This is a genomic window from Sporosarcina newyorkensis (assembly GCF_900167515.1).
GTDB lineage: Bacteria > Bacillota > Bacilli > Bacillales_A > Planococcaceae > Sporosarcina > Sporosarcina newyorkensis.
The window spans coordinates 20,657-39,336 of record NZ_FUYJ01000002.1; the positions used below are offsets into that span (position 1 = coordinate 20,657).

General features: G+C 46.4%; 22 protein-coding genes. 20 read left to right on the forward strand and 2 right to left on the reverse strand.

Translation table 11 applies throughout. The annotated features are described in order from the left end of the window. Positions 1 to 8 precede the first annotated feature (8 nt). From atpD to B5D59_RS04565, 18 genes are all read left to right on the forward strand, one after another. Positions 9 to 1,424 (forward strand): F0F1 ATP synthase subunit beta, encoded by a 1,416-nt coding sequence (atpD, locus tag B5D59_RS04480; RefSeq protein WP_009766201.1) that lies wholly within the window; start codon positions 9 to 11, stop codon positions 1,422 to 1,424. Positions 1,425 to 1,448: 24 nt separating this feature from the next. Then, positions 1,449 to 1,853, forward strand: coding sequence for a F0F1 ATP synthase subunit epsilon (locus B5D59_RS04485; protein WP_009766200.1), 405 nt, complete (start codon positions 1,449 to 1,451; stop codon positions 1,851 to 1,853). A gap of 259 nt (positions 1,854 to 2,112) precedes the next feature. Beyond that, complete coding sequence (locus B5D59_RS04490; RefSeq protein ID WP_009766199.1) at positions 2,113 to 2,343, forward strand: DUF1146 family protein; 231 nt, start codon at positions 2,113 to 2,115, stop codon at positions 2,341 to 2,343. 674 nt (positions 2,344 to 3,017) lie between these two features. After that, a complete protein-coding gene (gene murA / locus B5D59_RS04495) occupies positions 3,018 to 4,313 on the forward strand; it encodes a UDP-N-acetylglucosamine 1-carboxyvinyltransferase (protein ID WP_040758503.1) in 1,296 nt (431 codons plus the stop codon). Positions 4,314 to 4,577: 264 nt separating this feature from the next. Next, positions 4,578 to 5,525 (forward strand): stage II sporulation protein D, encoded by a 948-nt coding sequence (gene spoIID, locus B5D59_RS04500; RefSeq protein ID WP_009766197.1) that lies wholly within the window; start codon positions 4,578 to 4,580, stop codon positions 5,523 to 5,525. Positions 5,526 to 5,555: 30 nt separating this feature from the next. Beyond that, on the forward strand, positions 5,556 to 6,215 hold the full coding sequence (locus B5D59_RS04505) for a M23 family metallopeptidase (RefSeq protein ID WP_245799451.1): 660 nt from the start codon (positions 5,556 to 5,558) through the stop codon (positions 6,213 to 6,215). A gap of 116 nt (positions 6,216 to 6,331) precedes the next feature. Beyond that, positions 6,332 to 6,604: a sporulation transcriptional regulator SpoIIID gene (locus B5D59_RS04510; RefSeq protein ID WP_078817033.1), complete on the forward strand. Its 273-nt coding sequence runs from the start codon at positions 6,332 to 6,334 to the stop codon at positions 6,602 to 6,604. Between the two features lie 183 nt (positions 6,605 to 6,787). Next, the gene (locus B5D59_RS04515) at positions 6,788 to 8,431 is read left to right on the forward strand and encodes a glycerol-3-phosphate dehydrogenase/oxidase (protein WP_078817354.1); all 1,644 of its coding nucleotides are present in this window, start codon (positions 6,788 to 6,790) and stop codon (positions 8,429 to 8,431) included. Positions 8,432 to 8,476: 45 nt separating this feature from the next. Continuing rightward, positions 8,477 to 9,052 carry a glycerol-3-phosphate responsive antiterminator gene (locus B5D59_RS04520; RefSeq protein WP_078817355.1) on the forward strand — a complete coding sequence of 192 codons (576 nt, stop codon included), beginning with the start codon at positions 8,477 to 8,479 and terminating at the stop codon, positions 9,050 to 9,052. 161 nt (positions 9,053 to 9,213) lie between these two features. Continuing rightward, positions 9,214 to 10,017: an MIP/aquaporin family protein gene (locus B5D59_RS04525; protein ID WP_078817034.1), complete on the forward strand. Its 804-nt coding sequence runs from the start codon at positions 9,214 to 9,216 to the stop codon at positions 10,015 to 10,017. 81 nt (positions 10,018 to 10,098) lie between these two features. Beyond that, on the forward strand, positions 10,099 to 11,592 hold the full coding sequence (gene glpK / locus B5D59_RS04530; protein WP_078817035.1) for a glycerol kinase GlpK: 1,494 nt from the start codon (positions 10,099 to 10,101) through the stop codon (positions 11,590 to 11,592). Positions 11,593 to 11,948: 356 nt separating this feature from the next. Then, a complete protein-coding gene (mreB, locus tag B5D59_RS04535; protein WP_040758497.1) occupies positions 11,949 to 12,950 on the forward strand; it encodes a rod shape-determining protein in 1,002 nt (333 codons plus the stop codon). A gap of 98 nt (positions 12,951 to 13,048) precedes the next feature. Continuing rightward, entirely contained in the window at positions 13,049 to 13,873 is an 825-nt protein-coding gene (locus tag B5D59_RS04540; RefSeq protein ID WP_078817036.1) for a flagellar hook-basal body protein, read from the forward strand. A 46-nt stretch (positions 13,874 to 13,919) separates the two neighbouring features. Further along, positions 13,920 to 14,753: a flagellar hook-basal body protein gene (locus B5D59_RS04545; protein WP_078817037.1), complete on the forward strand. Its 834-nt coding sequence runs from the start codon at positions 13,920 to 13,922 to the stop codon at positions 14,751 to 14,753. Positions 14,754 to 14,775: 22 nt separating this feature from the next. Further along, positions 14,776 to 15,165: a DNA-directed RNA polymerase subunit beta gene (locus B5D59_RS04550; RefSeq protein WP_078817038.1), complete on the forward strand. Its 390-nt coding sequence runs from the start codon at positions 14,776 to 14,778 to the stop codon at positions 15,163 to 15,165. A 162-nt stretch (positions 15,166 to 15,327) separates the two neighbouring features. After that, positions 15,328 to 15,765 carry a 3-hydroxyacyl-ACP dehydratase FabZ gene (gene fabZ, locus B5D59_RS04555; RefSeq protein ID WP_078817039.1) on the forward strand — a complete coding sequence of 146 codons (438 nt, stop codon included), beginning with the start codon at positions 15,328 to 15,330 and terminating at the stop codon, positions 15,763 to 15,765. An 84-nt stretch (positions 15,766 to 15,849) separates the two neighbouring features. Beyond that, complete coding sequence (locus B5D59_RS04560; RefSeq protein ID WP_040758490.1) at positions 15,850 to 16,242, forward strand: hypothetical protein; 393 nt, start codon at positions 15,850 to 15,852, stop codon at positions 16,240 to 16,242. A gap of 109 nt (positions 16,243 to 16,351) precedes the next feature. Further along, complete coding sequence (locus B5D59_RS04565; RefSeq protein WP_139365945.1) at positions 16,352 to 16,765, forward strand: hypothetical protein; 414 nt, start codon at positions 16,352 to 16,354, stop codon at positions 16,763 to 16,765. An 11-nt stretch (positions 16,766 to 16,776) separates the two neighbouring features. On the opposite strand, the gene B5D59_RS04570 is transcribed toward B5D59_RS04565, so the two are convergent. Beyond that, a complete protein-coding gene (locus tag B5D59_RS04570; RefSeq protein ID WP_078817042.1) occupies positions 16,777 to 16,959 on the reverse strand; it encodes a hypothetical protein in 183 nt (60 codons plus the stop codon). Positions 16,960 to 17,024: 65 nt separating this feature from the next. Continuing rightward, a complete protein-coding gene (locus tag B5D59_RS04575) occupies positions 17,025 to 17,468 on the reverse strand; it encodes a YwpF family protein (RefSeq protein WP_078817043.1) in 444 nt (147 codons plus the stop codon). Between the two features lie 252 nt (positions 17,469 to 17,720). Between B5D59_RS04575 and B5D59_RS04580 the strand changes: the two genes are divergently transcribed. Then, complete coding sequence (locus B5D59_RS04580) at positions 17,721 to 18,122, forward strand: single-stranded DNA-binding protein (RefSeq protein ID WP_281250649.1); 402 nt, start codon at positions 17,721 to 17,723, stop codon at positions 18,120 to 18,122. A 345-nt stretch (positions 18,123 to 18,467) separates the two neighbouring features. Beyond that, a complete protein-coding gene (locus B5D59_RS04585; protein ID WP_078817045.1) occupies positions 18,468 to 18,680 on the forward strand; it encodes a hypothetical protein in 213 nt (70 codons plus the stop codon).

Here is an 18,680-nt window from a genome sequence, read left to right on the forward strand (position 1 = left end):
GGAAAAGCATGAGTAATGGACATATTCTTCAGGTTATGGGTCCGGTTGTTGACGTTAAATTCGAAGACGGTCAGCTTCCTGCAATCTATAACGCATTGAAGGTAAATATCGACCGCGGAAACGGCGAGGTCGAAGTGTTGACTCTAGAGGTGGCACTACACCTTGGTGACGACGCGGTTCGTACGATTGCAATGTCCTCGACAGATGGTCTGAAACGTGGTACTCCAGTAGAAGATACAGGCGCACCTATTTCTGTTCCAGTCGGAGACGTTACACTCGGACGTGTATTTAACGTACTAGGCGAGGAAATCGACCTAGCTGAGCCAGTTCCAGCTGATGCACAACGTGATCCAATTCACCGTTCTGCACCTACATTCGAACACCTTTCCACAGAGGTTGAGATTCTGGAAACTGGAATTAAAGTAGTTGACTTGCTTGCGCCATACATCAAGGGTGGTAAAATCGGACTCTTCGGTGGTGCGGGAGTAGGTAAAACAGTTCTAATCCAAGAATTGATCAACAACATCGCACAAGAACACGGTGGTATTTCCGTATTCGCAGGTGTTGGAGAACGTACTCGTGAAGGTAATGACTTATTCTTCGAAATGACAGACTCAGGCGTTATCAAGAAAACGGCAATGGTCTTCGGTCAAATGAACGAGCCACCTGGTGCGCGTATGCGTGTTGCACTTTCGGGCTTGACAATGGCTGAACACTTCCGTGATGAGCAAGGACAAGACGTTCTATTGTTCATCGATAACATTTTCCGCTTTACACAAGCAGGTTCTGAAGTTTCTGCCCTTCTTGGACGTATGCCTTCTGCGGTTGGTTACCAGCCGACATTGGCTACAGAAATGGGTCAGTTACAAGAACGAATCACTTCTACAAATAAAGGTTCCGTTACATCGATCCAAGCGATCTATGTACCAGCGGATGACTATACGGATCCAGCTCCGGCAACAACATTCGCTCACTTGGATGCGACAACGAACTTGGAGCGTAAGCTTTCTGAGATGGGTATCTACCCAGCAGTAGATCCGCTTGCTTCATCTTCTCGCGCATTGAGTGCTGAGATTGTTGGAGAAGAGCACTACCGTGTAGCACGTGAAGTTCAGACGACGCTTCAGCGATACCGTGAATTGCAAGACATCATTGCAATCCTAGGTATGGATGAGTTGGATGAAGACGACAAGCAGGTTGTTGACCGCGCGCGTCGTATCCAGTTCTTCTTGTCTCAAAACTTCCACGTAGCTGAACAGTTTACAGGACAAAAAGGTTCTTACGTTCCAGTTGCTGAAACAATTAAAGGCTTCGGAGAAATTTTGGAAGGTAAGTATGACCACTTGCCGGAAGATGCATTCCGTTTGGTCGGACGCATCGAAGAAGTTATCGAAAAAGCAAAAGGCATGGGCGTAGAAGTCTAAGAATAGGGACCAGGAGGGGAAAAAATGAGTAAAATCAAAGTGAATATCGTCACTCCCGACGGCCCTGTTTGTGAAATGGATGCGAACATGGTGATTGCAGTTACCGAAGCTGGTGAGATCGGGGTTCTTCCCGGCCACATCGCAATGGTAGCACCACTTCAAATTGGTGCACTTCGCCTTAAAACAGACGGCAAGACAGAAACCGTCGCAGTCCACGGAGGTTTCATCGAGGTCCGTCCTGAAGTGGTTACTGTATTGGCGCAGAGTGCTGAAATGGCTAAGTCCATTGATATTGCACGCGCAAAGAGAGCAGCCGAAAAAGCAGAAGCGGACTTGAAAGCAAAAACAGATAGTCTTGATCTGCGTCTAGCTGAACTTGATTTGAAGCGTGCCATCAACCGTATGCAAGTGTATGAGCAACGTGTATAAATAGAAGTACGAAGGCGGACAGACAATATTTCTGTCCGCCTATTTTTTTAGAATGTATAGTTTGGGATTGGCAACTGACAAAATTATTTCACAACGATCCAAAAAACGTTCGAACGTTCGTAACTCCTTGCGAACCGAGCCAAAAGTTCATTTAACCGAACGAAACACGGCTGGGACCGAACCAAAGTTGCAGTGAACCGAGCGTAACGAGTTCAGTGCCGAACCAAAGTTTATACAATTCTTGAAAGGAGTTTGAACGATGAGCACACTCGGCAGTAATCCGCTGCTTGCGATCGTTTCGCATATTTTTTTCATTGGGATTAGTTTTTATGCGTTACAAGCAATTCTTACCCAAGCAATTATTCGTAAAAATCGTGTTTTCCAAACACAACTTTTGTTTATTTTGCTAAGTATTGCAATTGGTTCGACCGTATCAAATTTCTTTTTAGACATATCCTATTGGTCAGGAAGATGGTCTACCTGGTTTTGATTTCCTTCAGCTGAAGTTTGTCAACATCTTCTCAGCAGGAGTCAGAACTCCGGCTGAAAGAAGTTAAAACCAAAAAGTTTGTTGTTCTGGTGAGTACAATGAAAAAGCGAGTGGGTGGGACATCGTTGATCTACGCTGCAGGCGGACGCTTTCCGGGGGGCGTGCGGTGAGCCGCTTCCTTCGCTCCGCTCAGTCTAGGGTCTCACCGCGCACCCCGCGGAAAGCGTCCACCCAGAGCGAGAGCCGTAACGAAGAACGGCTTTTGCGAGCATAAGCGAAGCGTTGTGAGCACATCTTTGGTTTAAATCCCCGGACACCAAATCTCACTTATAGCTAGGATACAATTCTTTGCCGTAACTATACACCAAAGAAAATTCCGTGGAATACGTGTAAGTACTGGATGACTCGGGTATTACGATTAATATGTCCAATTTGGCCTCGCTAATTACAAACACATTGTGTCGAATTGCCACATATACTACATTACGTAAGAAATACCCGAAAATTGCGCCGGAAGTTACTTGTCTACTAAAGTTTTACAAGGTACAATAGAATGTGTTTTATGTGTAAACTTTCGATAAGAACAAGTATGTACTGGATATTAATAACAAAAATGTTTATGGATAATTATAGCTTGTGGGCAGAAGGATAAATTTGACTCGGAGGGGCTAGTGGTGGAAAAAATTATTATTAACGGCGGACGGACTTTACAAGGGAACGTACGTGTAGAAGGTGCGAAGAACGCGGTACTGCCGATCTTGGCAGCAGCTTTATTGGCATCTGAAGGTGTAAACGTGATTCGTGACGTGCCGAATCTTTCGGACGTGCGGACAATCAATGAAGTACTCAAAAGCTTAAATGCAAAAATTACACACGATCCTGAAAAAGGCGAAGTGATTATTGACTCTCGTGGAAAATTGGCAGAGGAAGCGCAATTTGAATTCGTACGTAAAATGCGGGCATCCATTTTAGTGATGGGACCCTTGCTGGCACGTAACGGCTTCGCACGTGTCGCGTTACCAGGCGGCTGTGCAATTGGCTCAAGACCGATCGATCAGCATTTGAAAGGCTTCGAAGCAATGGGAGCTGAAATTTCATTTGGACATGGGCATGTGGAAGCAAAAGTCGATGGCCGCTTGAAAGGTGCAAAAATCTATTTGGATTTCCCGAGCGTGGGCGCAACGGAAAATATCATGACAGCTGCAGCTTTGGCTGAAGGCACTACAATTATTGAAAATGCTGCAAAAGAACCTGAAATCGTCGACTTGGCAAACTTTATCAATGAAATGGGTGGTAAAGTGGTGGGTGCGGGTACGGACAATATCCGTATCGAAGGCGTCTCTACACTCTATGCTTCTATCCACCACATTATTCCTGACCGCATTGAAGCCGGCACATTCATGGTGGCTGCTGCAATCACAGGCGGCGATGTCATCATTGACAACGCGGTGCCAGAACATAGCACGGCATTGATCTCTAAATTAACTGAAATGGGTGTAGTCGTCACGGAATTGGATGAAGGTGTTCGCATTACAGCGAAGCATCCTTTGAAGGCAGTCGATTTGAAAACGATGCCGCATCCTGGATTCCCTACGGATATGCAATCACAAATGATGGCGTTGATGCTCACTGCAACAGGTACAGGTGTATTGACTGAAACTGTGTTTGAAAATCGTTTCATGCATGTGGAAGAATTCCGCCGCATGAATGCGGATGTGAAAATTGAAGGACGCTCAGTGATCGTTTCAGGACCTTCTAAAATCCAGGGAGCTGAAGTCGCTGCAACTGATCTGCGTGCCGCTGCATCACTTATCCTAGCTGGCCTCGTCGCAGAAGGGGTCACTCGTGTTACTGAACTTATCCATTTAGATCGCGGCTATGTTGATTTCGACAAAAAGCTGAAGGCCTTGGGAGCAGATATTACACGCGTTTCATCTGAACAAGAAATCACGGAAACACAATTTGCATAAACTATCGAAAACCACGGACGTTCATCGTTCGTGGTTTTTTGAGCGCTCAGATAGGTCGTATGATCGTGCATAGCTTGTTTATGAGCGGAAAGCTTGGACTTATGAGCGCGTCTGGCAGCTATATGATCGCTCAGGAGATTTTATGAGCGCACCCGAAAGATTTATGATCATCTACAAAAATTTATGAGCGTCTAAGAATTTTATCCTTCGAATCAACGATCACTCTATAAGCATACGAGCTCCACTAACCGCATATAGTGCAGTATGTACAAAAAACTACTCCTTTTATTCATTATTCTTTCATTATTTTTTATTCCAATCCTAGCAAAACAAGCGCCGGATCTGAAGCTGGCAGACCAACGAAAGGAGAAGAAGTGTGACATCATGATTTCCGTTACTGGAGTGGACGAGCCAATTCCTTTAGAAGAGTACGTGGTTGGTGTCGTTGCGGGTGAAATGCCGGCTGACTTCCATGAAGAGGCATTGAAAGCTCAAGTGATCGCTGCACGTACATATGCGGCGCGAAATACGGATAAAGGGGCTAAACCGATAGCGAAGGATGTTTCCGCGCAAGTGTATCGGACGGAAGCAGAACGCAAAGAGCGCTGGGGGAAGGCCTTTAAACAGAACGAGAAAAAAATCAGGAAAGCAGCAGAAGCAACAAGAGGTGATATTATCGTTCATGGTGAAGAAATCATCTCAGCAATGTTCTTCTCTACATCTAATGGTAAAACCGAAGCCGCACAAAACTTCAGTGGAAATCCAGTGGAGTATTTACAAAGCGTGGATAGCCCTGGTGAAGAAAAAGTAGCACCGACTGTCGAACGTAAATTGCAAATGACTTTAACAGAATGGAATCGGAAACTTGGATTGAAGTGGGATGCGGACGAATTCCGCGAACTTCAATTAGTGAGAAATCAAACAGGACGGGTTCAAAAAATCATCACGGGCAATTATGAGACAAGCGGACGACAGGTTCGGGAGAAATTGAATTTGGCCTCAACAGACTTCAATATTGCATATGATGTCAACAATCAAATTGTGCATATTACGACGCTCGGATATGGACATGGCGTCGGGATGAGCCAATACGGAGCTGAAGCGTACGCGCAAAAAGGCTGGACGGCAGATAAAATCATTTCACACTATTATACAGGCACACGGATACAAAAAATAAATTTACCTGAAGATGAATGTTTAAAATCCTCTTAACTTGCAAAGAATGCAAGTGAGGTGATGACAATGCGAGAAGAAAAACCAAAGGCCCCTTCTCAGGAAAACAAAAAAATGAAAAACGGCTGGTTCTGGCCTGCCATTTATACGGGCGTAGCGCTCCTATTTATCGGCATGGTATGGGGCTACTCCGCAATGACGACGAAAGATGAAGCAGTAACGTCGGATGTGGCGAAGCTCGATCAGCCGAATGACGATGTCACGGTGGAAACAAATGCAGCAAACGAAACACTCAAGTATCCATTCCATGAAGATCAACTAGATCAAGTCGCTATTTTACAAGAATTTTACGATCCTACAGCAGAAGAGTCGGTGCGTGAAAAGGCATTGCTCGTATTCAAGCAATCTTATGTCACAAGCAAAGGTCTATCTCTTTCGATGGACGGACAACCGTTTGAAGTAGTGGCGGCACTGAGCGGTACAGTAGAGGCTGTCGTCGCGGATTCATTCAAAGGCAGTGAGATCAGACTAAAACATGCGGACGGTATGACAACGGTCTATAGTTCATTGACAGGCGTACTTGTGAAGGAAGGCGAAGAAATCCAACAAGGACAAGTCCTCGCAACGACTACACAAAACGATTGGAATCCACAAGCAGGCGTACATTTGCAATTTGAAGTTCAAAAAGACGGCGTGGCTGTCAACCCACACGACTACTTGGCGTTCTAATTAAATAAACAATCCACTAAGCCATTCCAGCCCCCCGGAATGGCTTTTTCATATGTTCGTAAGTGTTTGCATACAATAGAACACCATAAAGGAGTGAAAAGAGAAAGGAAGAGGGCGTGCACGAGCAAATTAGAAGGCGTTGCGTACGTCTTGGGAGGATGCTGATTGAAACGAACTTGACAGTGCGTGCGTTAGCCAATGCGACCGGCTATTCCAAGAGTACGGTGCATAAAGATTTGACCGAGCGACTGCCGAATGTCGATCCCGGCCTATCGGAACAAGTCGCAAAGATTCTTGCCTATCATAAATCGATCCGCCACCTTCGCGGAGGAGAAGCGACCCGCCAAAAATGGAAAAATGAAACCCCTAAGCAACAGGCGGATGCCTAGGCTCACCACTAACCTCTGACCGCCAATCCCATTACTTGTAATAAGCTCAAATTATGATACAATCTAAGTAAGTTAATACTTCTGGTTTGAGTTACTGAGAGACCTCAAAGAATGATTGCATTCAGCAGTCATTCTTTTGAGGTTTCTTTTTTTCATACTTCATTAAAAAAGGGAGAGAGACAAATGACAACATTTTCTTCATTGGAACGTACTGCGTTAGTTGATCAATTGAATTCCGAGCTTTTTGACGTCGTGATAATCGGCGGCGGCATTACGGGAGCTGGCATTGCACTCGATGCGGTAACACGCGGACTGAAGACGGCACTTGTTGAGATGCAGGATTTCGCTTCCGGAACATCCAGCCGCTCCACGAAACTTGTCCACGGAGGATTGCGTTATTTGAAGCAATTTGAAATCAAAGAAGTTGCAGAGTTAGGTAAAGAGCGGGCGATCGTCTATGAGAATGGTCCGCATGTCACAACGCCTGAACGCATGTTGCTTCCATTTCACACAGGCGGCACATTCGGAAGCTTCTCCACTGCAATCGGCTTACAAGTATATGATTTCTTGGCAGGCGTTAAAAAGTCTGAACGACGGACGATGTTGAATGTGGAACAAACGCTGAAACAAGCTCCCCTTGTAAAAAAAGAAGGTCTTCAAGGCAGCGGTATGTATGTAGAATACCGGACCGATGATGCGCGATTGACGATTGAAGTGATGAAAGCAGCGGCAGAAAAAGGAGCGTTCATCCTTAATTACGCTACTGCTGAAGGATTTGTCTACAATGATCAGAATAAAATCTCGGGTGTGCAAGTCCGCGATACGATTGCGGATCAGCAGTTCACAATCCAAGCGAAGAAAGTGATCAACGCGGCAGGTCCTTGGGTGGATGAAGTCAAAAATATGGACGGTTATTCTGCGGGTAAACATTTAATCCTTTCAAAAGGCATCCATCTTGTTTTTGACCAAAGTGTCTTCCCTCTGCACCAAGCGATTTATTTCGATACACCAGACAAGCGTATGATTTTTGCAATTCCGCGCGAGGGGAAAGCGTATGTCGGCACGACGGATACCTTTTACGAAGGAGATCCTAAAGAAATGCAGATTACGGAAGCGGATCGCACGTATATACTCGACTCCATCAAGTTCATGTTCCCGGAAGTCCAAGTGACAGAAGACGATGTTGAGTCCAGCTGGGCAGGCGTCCGACCGCTCATTCACGAAGACGGCAAGAATCCATCTGAAATTTCGAGAAAAGATGAGATTTGGGAATCGGAAAAAGGACTCATCACAATTGCTGGCGGTAAATTGACCGGCTACCGTAAGATGGCGGAGACGGTTATCAATAAAGTAGTCCAGCAGCTTTCGAAAGAAACCGGCCGGAAATTCCCGCGCAGCATCACGAAACATTTCCCGATTTCAGGCGGAGATATCGGCGGGTCATCCAACTACAAACGATTCATTCAGCAATCCGTAGAACGTGGACAAGCACTAGGCTTTACGGAACGCGAGGGCCGGCACCTAGCTGCATTGTACGGTTCAAATGTGGAGAAAGTATTCACGATTCCTTACGAACCTGTAACGGATATGCCGCGTATTCTATACGTCAAACTGCGCTATGCTATTGAACAAGAAATGGCGGTAAAGCCGACTGACTTCTTCATCCGTCGTACAGGAGATCTCTATTTCCATATGGCCAACGTGACAGCCGGCAAGTCCGATGTATTGAATGAAATGGCTGCCATCTTAGGATGGACAGAAGCGGAAAAGTCGAAATATGAGCAAGAATTGGATGAAGAGGTTAGAAAGGCAACGACAGTCATCTAACATGGTATAGTAAAGAAAAACTTTGATGGAGGAGTGATCATCGTCATACCTTTTCATGGTCAGAAAATCTTACCTGCGGCTCGGACGATGAAGCAATTCGAACGGCTGCTGGACAGTCCATTTGAATATATCGTGTTACTGGAAGTGCATATAAGCAATGTGAAAACCTTGAAACAAGAAGCGGATAAACGAAGCAAGAAACTCATTATCCATGCAGATTTGATTCAAGGCTTGAAAACAGATAATTTTGCTGCCGACTTCCTATGCAATGATATTCGTCCGGCCGGTATCATTTCAACCAGATCCAATATGATTGCAAAAGCGAAGGCAAAAGGCATTATTGCGATCCAGCGCATGTTCTTGCTCGATACGATCGCTCTTGAGAAAAGCTACTCGTTAATTAAGCAAACTGCTCCAGATTTCATTGAGATGCTGCCCGGTGTGATTCCTGAATTAATCCAGGAAGTACAGGAACATACGGGTATTCCGATCATCAATGGCGGTTTGATCCGCACAAAACAGCATATTGACGATGCGCTCGGTGCAGGAGCGGTGGCGGTGACTACTTCCGATCACTTGCTGTGGGAGTCGTTTACAAAAGATATCAATTCCGGAAATTAATGTTGACAGATAATTCAACCGGCGATATACTTATTGGTAAGTTCATACAAGTGGTTGAGTACAGGAGCCCACAATTAATTTCTTGCATCGCGCAAGGGGTTAGTTGTGGGTATTTTTGCGTTTTCAATCACGTATCATGAAGATAGGGGAGGATACGGGAGATGACACCTTTTGTTGGGGAATTAATCGGAACCATGATACTGATCATTTTTGGCGGCGGTGTAGTCGGTGGAGTTCTCATGAAAAAGTCCAAGTCGGAAGGCGCAGGCTGGATTGTCATTACAATTGGTTGGGGACTTGCGGTAGCCATGGGGGTATATGCAGTCGGTGGTGCTAGCGGAGCTCATTTGAATCCTGCCGTCACGATCGGTTTCGCTACGATCGGAGACTTTGCATGGGCGGACGTGCCGATGTATATCGCAGCCCAAATGATCGGTGCTATAGTCGGCGCGGTCATCGTATATTTACAGTACTTGCCGCATTGGAGAGAAACGGAAGATCAGGATGCAAAACTATCGGTGTTCGCAACGATTCCGGCAATCCGTCATCCGCTATCAAATCTGACAAGCGAAATCATCGGAACATTTGTCTTACTGCTCGGTCTGCTGTCGATCGGAGCCAATGAATTTACAGAAGGGTTGAATCCGCTCATCGTCGGAGCGCTCATTATCGCGATCGGCATGTCGCTCGGTGGCACAACAGGCTACGCCATCAATCCGGCACGTGATCTCGGACCGCGTATCGCACATTTCTTCTTGCCGATACCGGGAAAAGGAAAATCCGATTGGGGTTATGCTTGGGTTCCGATTGTTGGTCCAGTACTCGGAGGTGCGTTTGGTGCGTTATTTTATAAACAGTTTTTTATTGGAGAAAACAGTGCAGCGTTTTGGATTGTAGGGGCAATCGTTTTAGCTGTTCTATTGGCTGCCCAGTTCTCTGTGAGTAAGGGAATGAAATCAGAGTAGTCATCACGAAGCGCTTTAAAGTTCGGAGCGAAGTCAGAACGTGTATAATGGAAACCAACTAGTAAATTGGAGGAATTGAAGATGACAGAAAAATATATACTGGCACTCGACCAAGGAACTACGAGTTCACGGGCTATTTTATTTGATTCAAAAGGCGAGATCTATCATACTGCACAGCAAGAATTCACGCAGTACTTTCCCAAATCCGGTTGGGTCGAACACAATGCAGATGAAATTTGGAGCTCGATATTATCTGTCATTGCAGCAGTGATCTCCGAGAAAAACATTACAGCTACGCAGATTGAAGCAATCGGTATTACCAATCAACGCGAAACAACTGTCGTGTGGGATAAGCATACTGGAAATCCTGTGTACAATGCGATTGTCTGGCAATCACGTCAAACTTTGGATATTTGTGAAGAGTTGAAAGAAAACGGTTACAATGAACTGTTCCGCAATAAAACCGGTTTGCTTGTCGATGCGTACTTCTCAGGAACGAAAGTGAAATGGATTCTTGACAACGTCAAAGGCGCGCGGGAACGAGCGGAGAATGGCGACTTGCTGTTCGGCACGATCGATACGTGGATCATTTGGAAGCTCTCCGGCGGCAAAGCCCATGTGACCGACTATTCGAACGCCTCCAGGACATTGATGTACAATATCCACGAACTTAAGTGGGATGAAGAGCTGCTGTCGATCTTAGATGTGCCGGCTTCCATGCTTCCTGAGGTTCGTCAGTCTTCCGAAATCTATACGCACACCGATGCAGCCCATTTCTTCGGTTACGAAGCACCGATTGCAGGAATAGCGGGAGACCAGCAAGCCGCGCTATTCGGCCAAGCATGCTTTGAAAGCGGCATGGTGAAGAATACCTATGGAACAGGCTGCTTCATGCTCATGAATACCGGCGATAAGGCTGTCACATCCGACCATGGATTGCTGACAACGATTGCTTGGGGCATCGACGGCAAGGTGGAATATGCTCTGGAAGGAAGCATCTTCGTCGCAGGCTCCGCCATCCAGTGGCTGCGCGATGGCCTGCGCATGTTCCGCAAATCAGCAGAAAGTGAGATGTATGCCAATCGAGTGGACTCTACGGAAGGCGTCTACGTCGTGCCAGCTTTTGTAGGACTAGGCACACCATACTGGGACAGCGACGTCAAAGGAGCAGTCTTCGGCTTGACCCGCGGCACGACGAAAGAACATTTCGTCCGTGCAACACTCGAATCGCTTGCCTACCAAACAAAAGACGTACTCGATGCAATGGAAGCAGATTCAGGAATTTCATTGAAAACATTGAGGGTCGATGGCGGAGCCGTTGCCAACGACTTCCTCATGCAATTCCAAGCAGATCTGCTGAATGTACCTGTCGAACGTTCAACAGTCAATGAAACAACTGCACTCGGCGCCGCTTATCTAGCAGGCCTAGCAGTAGGCTTTTGGAAAGATAGCAAAGAAATCGCAACCCACTGGCGCCTAGACCGTCCATTCAATCCGGAGATGGAAGACAGTCAGCGAGAAGAACTGTACAAAGGTTGGCAAAAAGCCATCAAAGCCACTACCGCATTTAAATGAGCGAATAAAATAGTAGCGCCTGCAGCCGCAGAAGTTGGCTGCAGGCATTTTTAATTGGCAACTGCCTCGCTCATACACCCAGCCATTGCGCTCATAGAGCATCTATCCGCGCTCATACGCCCAGCCTTTGTGCTCATAAAGCGTCTATCTGCGATCATACACCCAGGCATCGCGCTCATAAAGTATCTCTCCACGCTCATAACCACCCGTCACGCGCTTATACAAACAAACCAAATCCCCTAAAATTCGACAATCAAGGTAAAAATCTAAACGAACTATGCAAATTAAATAGGAAATATGATACAATTAATAGTTAGAGACTACATATAAACAGGGTGGAAGGGGAAGCGGCAGCGATGTTTTCGAAAGATATAGGGATTGACCTGGGAACAGCCAACTTATTGATTCATGTGAAGGGGAAAGGGATCGTTATTAACGAACCCGCGATTGTAGCCATTGAGAAACAGTCGAAAAAAGTATTGGCTGTCGGAGATGAGGCGTACCAGATGGTCGGACGGACGCCGGGGAACATCGTCGTCGTACGTCCAATGAAAGATGGGGTCATTGCAGATTTTGACGTGACAGAAGCAATGCTGACACATTTCATCAATAAATTAAACGTCAAAGGCTTCTTGTCCAAGCCGCGTATTTTAATTTGCTGCCCAACTAATATTACAAGTGTCGAACAAAAAGCCATTCGGCAAGCAGCAGAAAAAGCGGGCGGCAAGCAAGTGTTCTTAGAAGAAGAGCCAAAAGTCGCAGCGATCGGAGCGGGTATGGATATCTTCCAGCCAACAGGTAATATGGTCATCGATATTGGCGGGGGCACAACAGATGTCGCGGTTCTTTCGATGGGCGATATCGTGACATCGGAATCTATCAATGTCGCGGGCGATCAATTCGATCACGACATTATCCAGCACATTAAAAAACAACATAAATTACTGATCGGTGACCGAACTGCCGAACAAGTGAAAAAAGAAGTAGGTACCGTGTTCCTCAGCAAAGCGAAATCGAGCACAATCGATATCCGCGGTCGTGACATGGTGTCGGGATTACCGAGAACGTTGACAGTCACATCTGAAGAAATCAATCAAGCGCTTCATGAATCGGTGAGCATGATCGTGCAGGCAGCCAAAAACGTACTAGAAAAGACACCACCTGAACTTTCCGCGGACATTATCGATCTCGGCGTATTCTTGACAGGCGGGGGCGCAATGCTGCATGGTATTGACTTATTGCTTGCAGAAGAGCTAAAAGTGCCTGTATTTGTTTCGGAACATCCTTTAAATTGTGTCGCAATTGGGACGGGTGTCCTGCTTGAAACGATCGGAAAGTCACCAGCACGCACGCGTTGAAGCGGCATGGAGTGAAAAAATAGTGTATAATAAAAAGATCGTTTCATTTAGGTTAGACTGAATGAATTTAGGTACGGAAAGAAAAGGAGTGAAATAAAATGTTTCGTGGCTTTTACACAGTAGGATCGGGCATGATCGCCCAGCAGCGTCGGACGGAAATGTTGGCGAATAATATGGCTAACGCCAATACACCTGGCTACAAAGCGGAGCAGTCGACAATTCGGGCATTTCCCGAAATGTTCATGTCTCGTCTCGATGCGGCGCGTGTGCCGACGGAAAAGGGTTTGAGTTTCAAAGGACTGAACCCGGTCGGAGGACTGTCGACAGGTGTCTATATGCAGGAGACCTTGCCTTTGTTTGCCCAAGGACAGCTAAGGGATACGGAATTGAAGACAGATGTGGCACTGATTGACGGACCGATGGATGTCAATGAAGAGACAGGTGTAGCGGGTACGGTGTTCTTTACGTTGGAAGGCGAAAATGGCGATCAATACTACACACGAAACGGTAATTTCACCGTCAATGCGGAAGGCTACTTAACGAATCCATCCGGACTCTATGTACTAGACGCGACAGGCAATCGAATCGAACTGCCGAATGACGACATCCGCATCTCGGAAGAAGGCTTCATATTCACCGGCGATACGCAAGCTGCAACACTGGGAATCGCATATGCTGCAGAACCGGATACTTTGTCGAAGCGAGATAACGGCCTGTTCACCACTGCGGATGGACAACCTCTTCCGATGGGCGGCACATACTCGATACAGCAAGGTTTCATTGAAGGCTCTAACGTCGACGCAGGCCGTACGATGACGGAAATGCTGACGGCCTATCGAGCATTCGAAGCCAATCAAAAAATTCTGCAAGCCTACGACCGCAGTATGGAAAAAGCGGTCAATGAAGTCGGGCGCGTGAACTAATGACCACCGAATATAGATGCCCCAAGCAAGAGAGGAGTCACCTTTAATGATTCGCACAATGACAACAGCTGTCAATACGATGAACCAGCTACAGCATCGCCTGGATTTAATCGGCAATAACTTGGCCAACACGGCGACACATGGCTATAAATCATCCGATGCCAAATTTCAAGAACTGCTTTTTCAGCAAATGAACAATGACAAAGCAGACCGGGCAGATCGACGTTCGGAAGACGGAATCCGCATCGGCAGCGGTGCAATGCTCGGAAGTATACAAATGAACTGGAAGGTTGGATCCGTTCAAGTGACGGACCGTCAGCTGGACTTTGCCTTGACGGAACCAAAGCAATATTTTAATTTGATTCAACCGACTGAAGGCGGAGAAGAAATCATTTATTCGCGTAAAGGGAACTTTTATGTATCGCCGATGGATAATGGACAAAACATGCTGGTCAACGAAGAAGGACTTCCAGTAGCGGATAGCGCAGGCCGTCCGATCGTCTTTTCCGGTCAAGCAACGAATTACAATGTCCATCCGAATGGCTTGCTCGAAATAACCCAACCAGGCGGCAACCAGACATTCGAACTTGGTGTGACAGTACTTGAAAAGCCGGATTCCATGGTGCGGCTGTCTGCCACAAACTTCGGATTACCTGCAGACATGGCGGGACTTGGACTCGAAGCTAACGATTTACTGACAGAAATGACAGGAGCAGCACGCAGTCAGATCGGCTTGCAGAACCGTGCACTCGAGACATCCAACGTCAACTATGAAAAAGAAATGACAGATTTGATTGCGACGCAGCGTGCCTATCAATTCAATGCGCGTTCTGTAACGCTGGCCGATCAAATGCTAGGTCTTATCAATGGCATCCGCTAAGCGTGCACTAGGAGTACTGACTATGACAGATGAAAAACAGACAACTGAAAAGCAGCTACCTCAGCCAAGTGAATCCGCCAAGCAGGCATCTGAAGCCAATCCACCTGTCGTACGCAAAGAGCGACACAAAAAACAGACAGAATCGGACGCAAACTTCTGGACACGGATCAAAGCCAAATGGCCACGCAAAGATCAAAGCGAACAACCGGAAACTCCAGTTGGCGAACTAAAATGGGTACGAGTCCGCATGTTCCCGATCTGGCTGCGCCTACTGATTCTACTCGTTTCAATAGCCATAGCCGCCATCTTGGGCGCAATCATAGGCTTCAGCGTCGTAGGAGACGGCTCAGCAGGCGATGTCTTCCAAAAAGAAACCTGGAAACATATTTTTGATATCATGAATGGGAAATGATTTTCGGATATAGGCACTGAATTTTCATTACAAGATATCTAGGAATTGGAGCGGAAAGCTTTCGCCCGCAGCGTAAATCCCGGCGCCAGTACTTCTAAATTGGTCCCGATACGAATAAAAATATAGCTGACGAGACATACTCGAACAAAGGAGAATTTTCCAATGCTAACAGCCCAACAAATTCAAGAAATCATCCCGCATCGCTATCCATTTTTATTGGTCGATCGCATTGAAGAAATTGAAGAAGGAAAACGTGCCGTCGGATTGAAAAATGTCACGATCAACGAAGAATTCTTCAAAGGCCACTTCCCAGGCTATCCAGTCATGCCCGGCGTACTCATCGTTGAAGCACTTGCGCAAGTCGGCGCAGTAGCTCTTCTAAAACAAGAAGAGAACAAAGGACGCCTTGCATTCTTCGCAGGTATTGACAACTGCCGATTCAAGCGCCAAGTCACACCAGGTGACACACTGCGCTTGGAAGTCGAGATCGTTCGCTTTCGCGGATCAATCGGCAAAGGAAAAGCAATTGCAACTGTCGGTGGCGAAGTGGCGTGTGAAACGGAAATCACATTCGCACTAGGTCCTGTACAAGAACGTTAATTACAGTTTGCACGGAAGTGAAAATTTGATACAATGAACATTGGATTGCCGGCGACGGCATACAGTGGGAGGTTACAAAAGAGCATGTTTAAAAAGCTTTCTCCAAATATAAAAAGCAGTATTACCCGTTCCATTTCGCAATCATTCGAGCAATATATGAGCGATATCGGTTGGACGGAAGATCAATACGACATAGAACAATTTTACGCAAATTGGCGGGAATACATTACAACCAAAGCACTTTGGTATGAAAAAATTCCTGATGAGATCAAAGCAGATCCACAATTTCATAAGGAACTGGCACAACGAGTGGAGGAAGTTTTAATCCGAATCCTCAACGAGCCGCCTTCTGAAGAGCAGATCGCTCAAATCGAAATCTTGCAAGAACAGCTGAACACTCATTATGAATATGGTTGTAAAGCAGAAGCTCTGTACGTCCAAAATTTATTGGAAGCAAGAGCGGAGCAGCGTAAATAATTGAATGAATAGTTCCCTTCTTTTCGCACAAGCTAACAAAGATCGTACCACCATGTATGATTGACAGCTTGTAAAAAAAGGAGGGAACTTTTTTATGATCAAAAAAGCATTGCCTGTAGTCTTCGCTTCCGCACTCGTCCTAACGGCATGTAATACGAACAACGGCGCTCTTCCAGACAATAATGAAACACCGATGCAAGACGTGGAACGAGACAACCGTACGCCGAACGGCAATGAGCGCATGGGACCGAACCTTGATGGTCTCGATGACAACAATCGTGACAATGGCGGCGTCATGAACCGCGACCGTGAAGGCTCCATGGAGAACAACAACAATGACCTTCTGGAAGATAATCTTAACCGAGAAGAAGGTCTCCTTGATGGGGAAGATGGTCTCCTGGACGGGGAAAACGGCAACCGTGGTGCGCGTGACGACAACACCATCCAAGGGAACACGAACGGCAACGACACAGCTCCTGACGGCGTTATTCGCGATAAAGATCGTAAAGATTACAACCGATAATACGCCAGCTGTCAAAAACGGCTCCCGCTAATGGCAGGAGCCGTTTTTATGTGCTTATAACATGGTATTCCTTTGCCTTCCTCGCTCATAAACTTGCCCTTGTCGCTCATACCAACGCCTTCCGCGCTCATAAAGTAGCCCCCGCCGCTCATACCTCCGCTATCCACGCTCATAAAGCCTTCATGTGCGCTCATAACCATACTCCCTGCGCTCATACATACACAAAAAACCGCCACAACCAAGTGACGGCTCACAACATTCAATCTTCCGGCGGTATCTGATCGCGCCTCAACTTCGGCCGATCCCACATTCCTGTCTCAAACTGCTCCAGCAGCTCATCACCTTCAAAACCTTCTTCCAGTAATTCCTCCAGCAAATGCTCGGCATACTTCGAACGAGCGCGCTTCAGACGGCCCTTCATCAACACTGAGATCCGGTCACCGATCTGCCTCCAATCCTCTACCGCGACAATGAAAGATGCAGGCTCATTTCCCGGATACGAAATAACCACGCGAGCCGTCAGCACCTTTTTCTCGACCTTCCATTGCTCCATTATGTCTTTATATTTTTCATCAATAAACAGTTCCAGCACCCACAGACGATGACTGTTTTCCTGGTTGATGATAATTCCATCATATAAAGGAAATGGAAGCACTCCTTCGTCCTGTACTACCTCCACGGACAGCATTTTAAACGTTTTCATTCGACTCACCTCGGTACAATTTCCCTCAGTATAGCATAAAAACTTCAGAACACTCGAAAATTCAATAATGCCTAAAACCAAATCAGCTTAAAACTTGACCGCTCCGCTAAACCTCTCAAAAATGGCTAAATGAAAACTGAAAAACGATCTCATAAACAATCTCAAAATTCATTTTTGCTACTTTGCCAGAAGTACTCCATCTGTCATACGATAGGGGCAATCCAATGAAGGGAGGGACAAACTTTGAACCAAGTGGCTTTAGTAGGGCGTATCACCAAAGACCTCGTGCTCAAGAAACACACATCAGGACGAGTCAATACGACATTCTTCCTCGCCATTAACCGCAGTTTTAAAAACGCCAGCGGAGAAGTCTTGACGGATTTTGTTTTATGCTCCGTTTGGGGAAGGACCGCCGAGAATCTCGTCCATCACTGCGGCAAAGGTTCACTCGTAGGCGTCAGCGGCAGTATCCAGACCCGTAATTATGAGTGTGAAGATCGGACCAAAGTCTATGTAACCGAAGTGGTGTGCGATGACATCCGTTTTCTATCAAAATCATCGAAGGCGAGCACAGCAGAAAAGAAAACGCCTTCAACTGCAGAGCCCGCACGTTTCGAAACCACTGCAAGCGATTCGGCACTACCTATTTTCTAATACTCACTAAACAATCTCAAGAAAGGGGGAGATGTAGAGGCATAAACGCCGCCATACCGGACACTTTTCGCTAATGATCAATTCTTGAAGAGAAGATGGGGAAATACACAATTGAAGAGCAATACGAGAAAAGAGAAAAATGGAGAGACACTACAAGCATATTCGCCAGTATTAAGAAAGTCCGGATGAAGGGGAGGGGACCCCTGATATCCAAGAAAATATTCAGCAAAGGGACTGAATACAATTTACGCCAAATCATCCGCCGCTCAACAGTTTGGAGACCACTTCCAAAACAGAGCTGGCGGAATACATATCATTCGAACGACAGAAAGGAGGTGGACATGAATGCCAGCGCACCACCAAACAGCAGCCAAGCAAAAAGCCCAGTCATTCACAACCGAACTGCCTATCTCCAAAAAGAAATACCAGGACGACATCCAGCGCCTCGAAAACCAGGTAGGCCAACTCATCCGCATCATCGCCAATTTGAACGAACGCCTGAACTACTTGGAAACAACTCGATCCAACCCCTTTTTCCTACCCGCCGATCGAAAATAA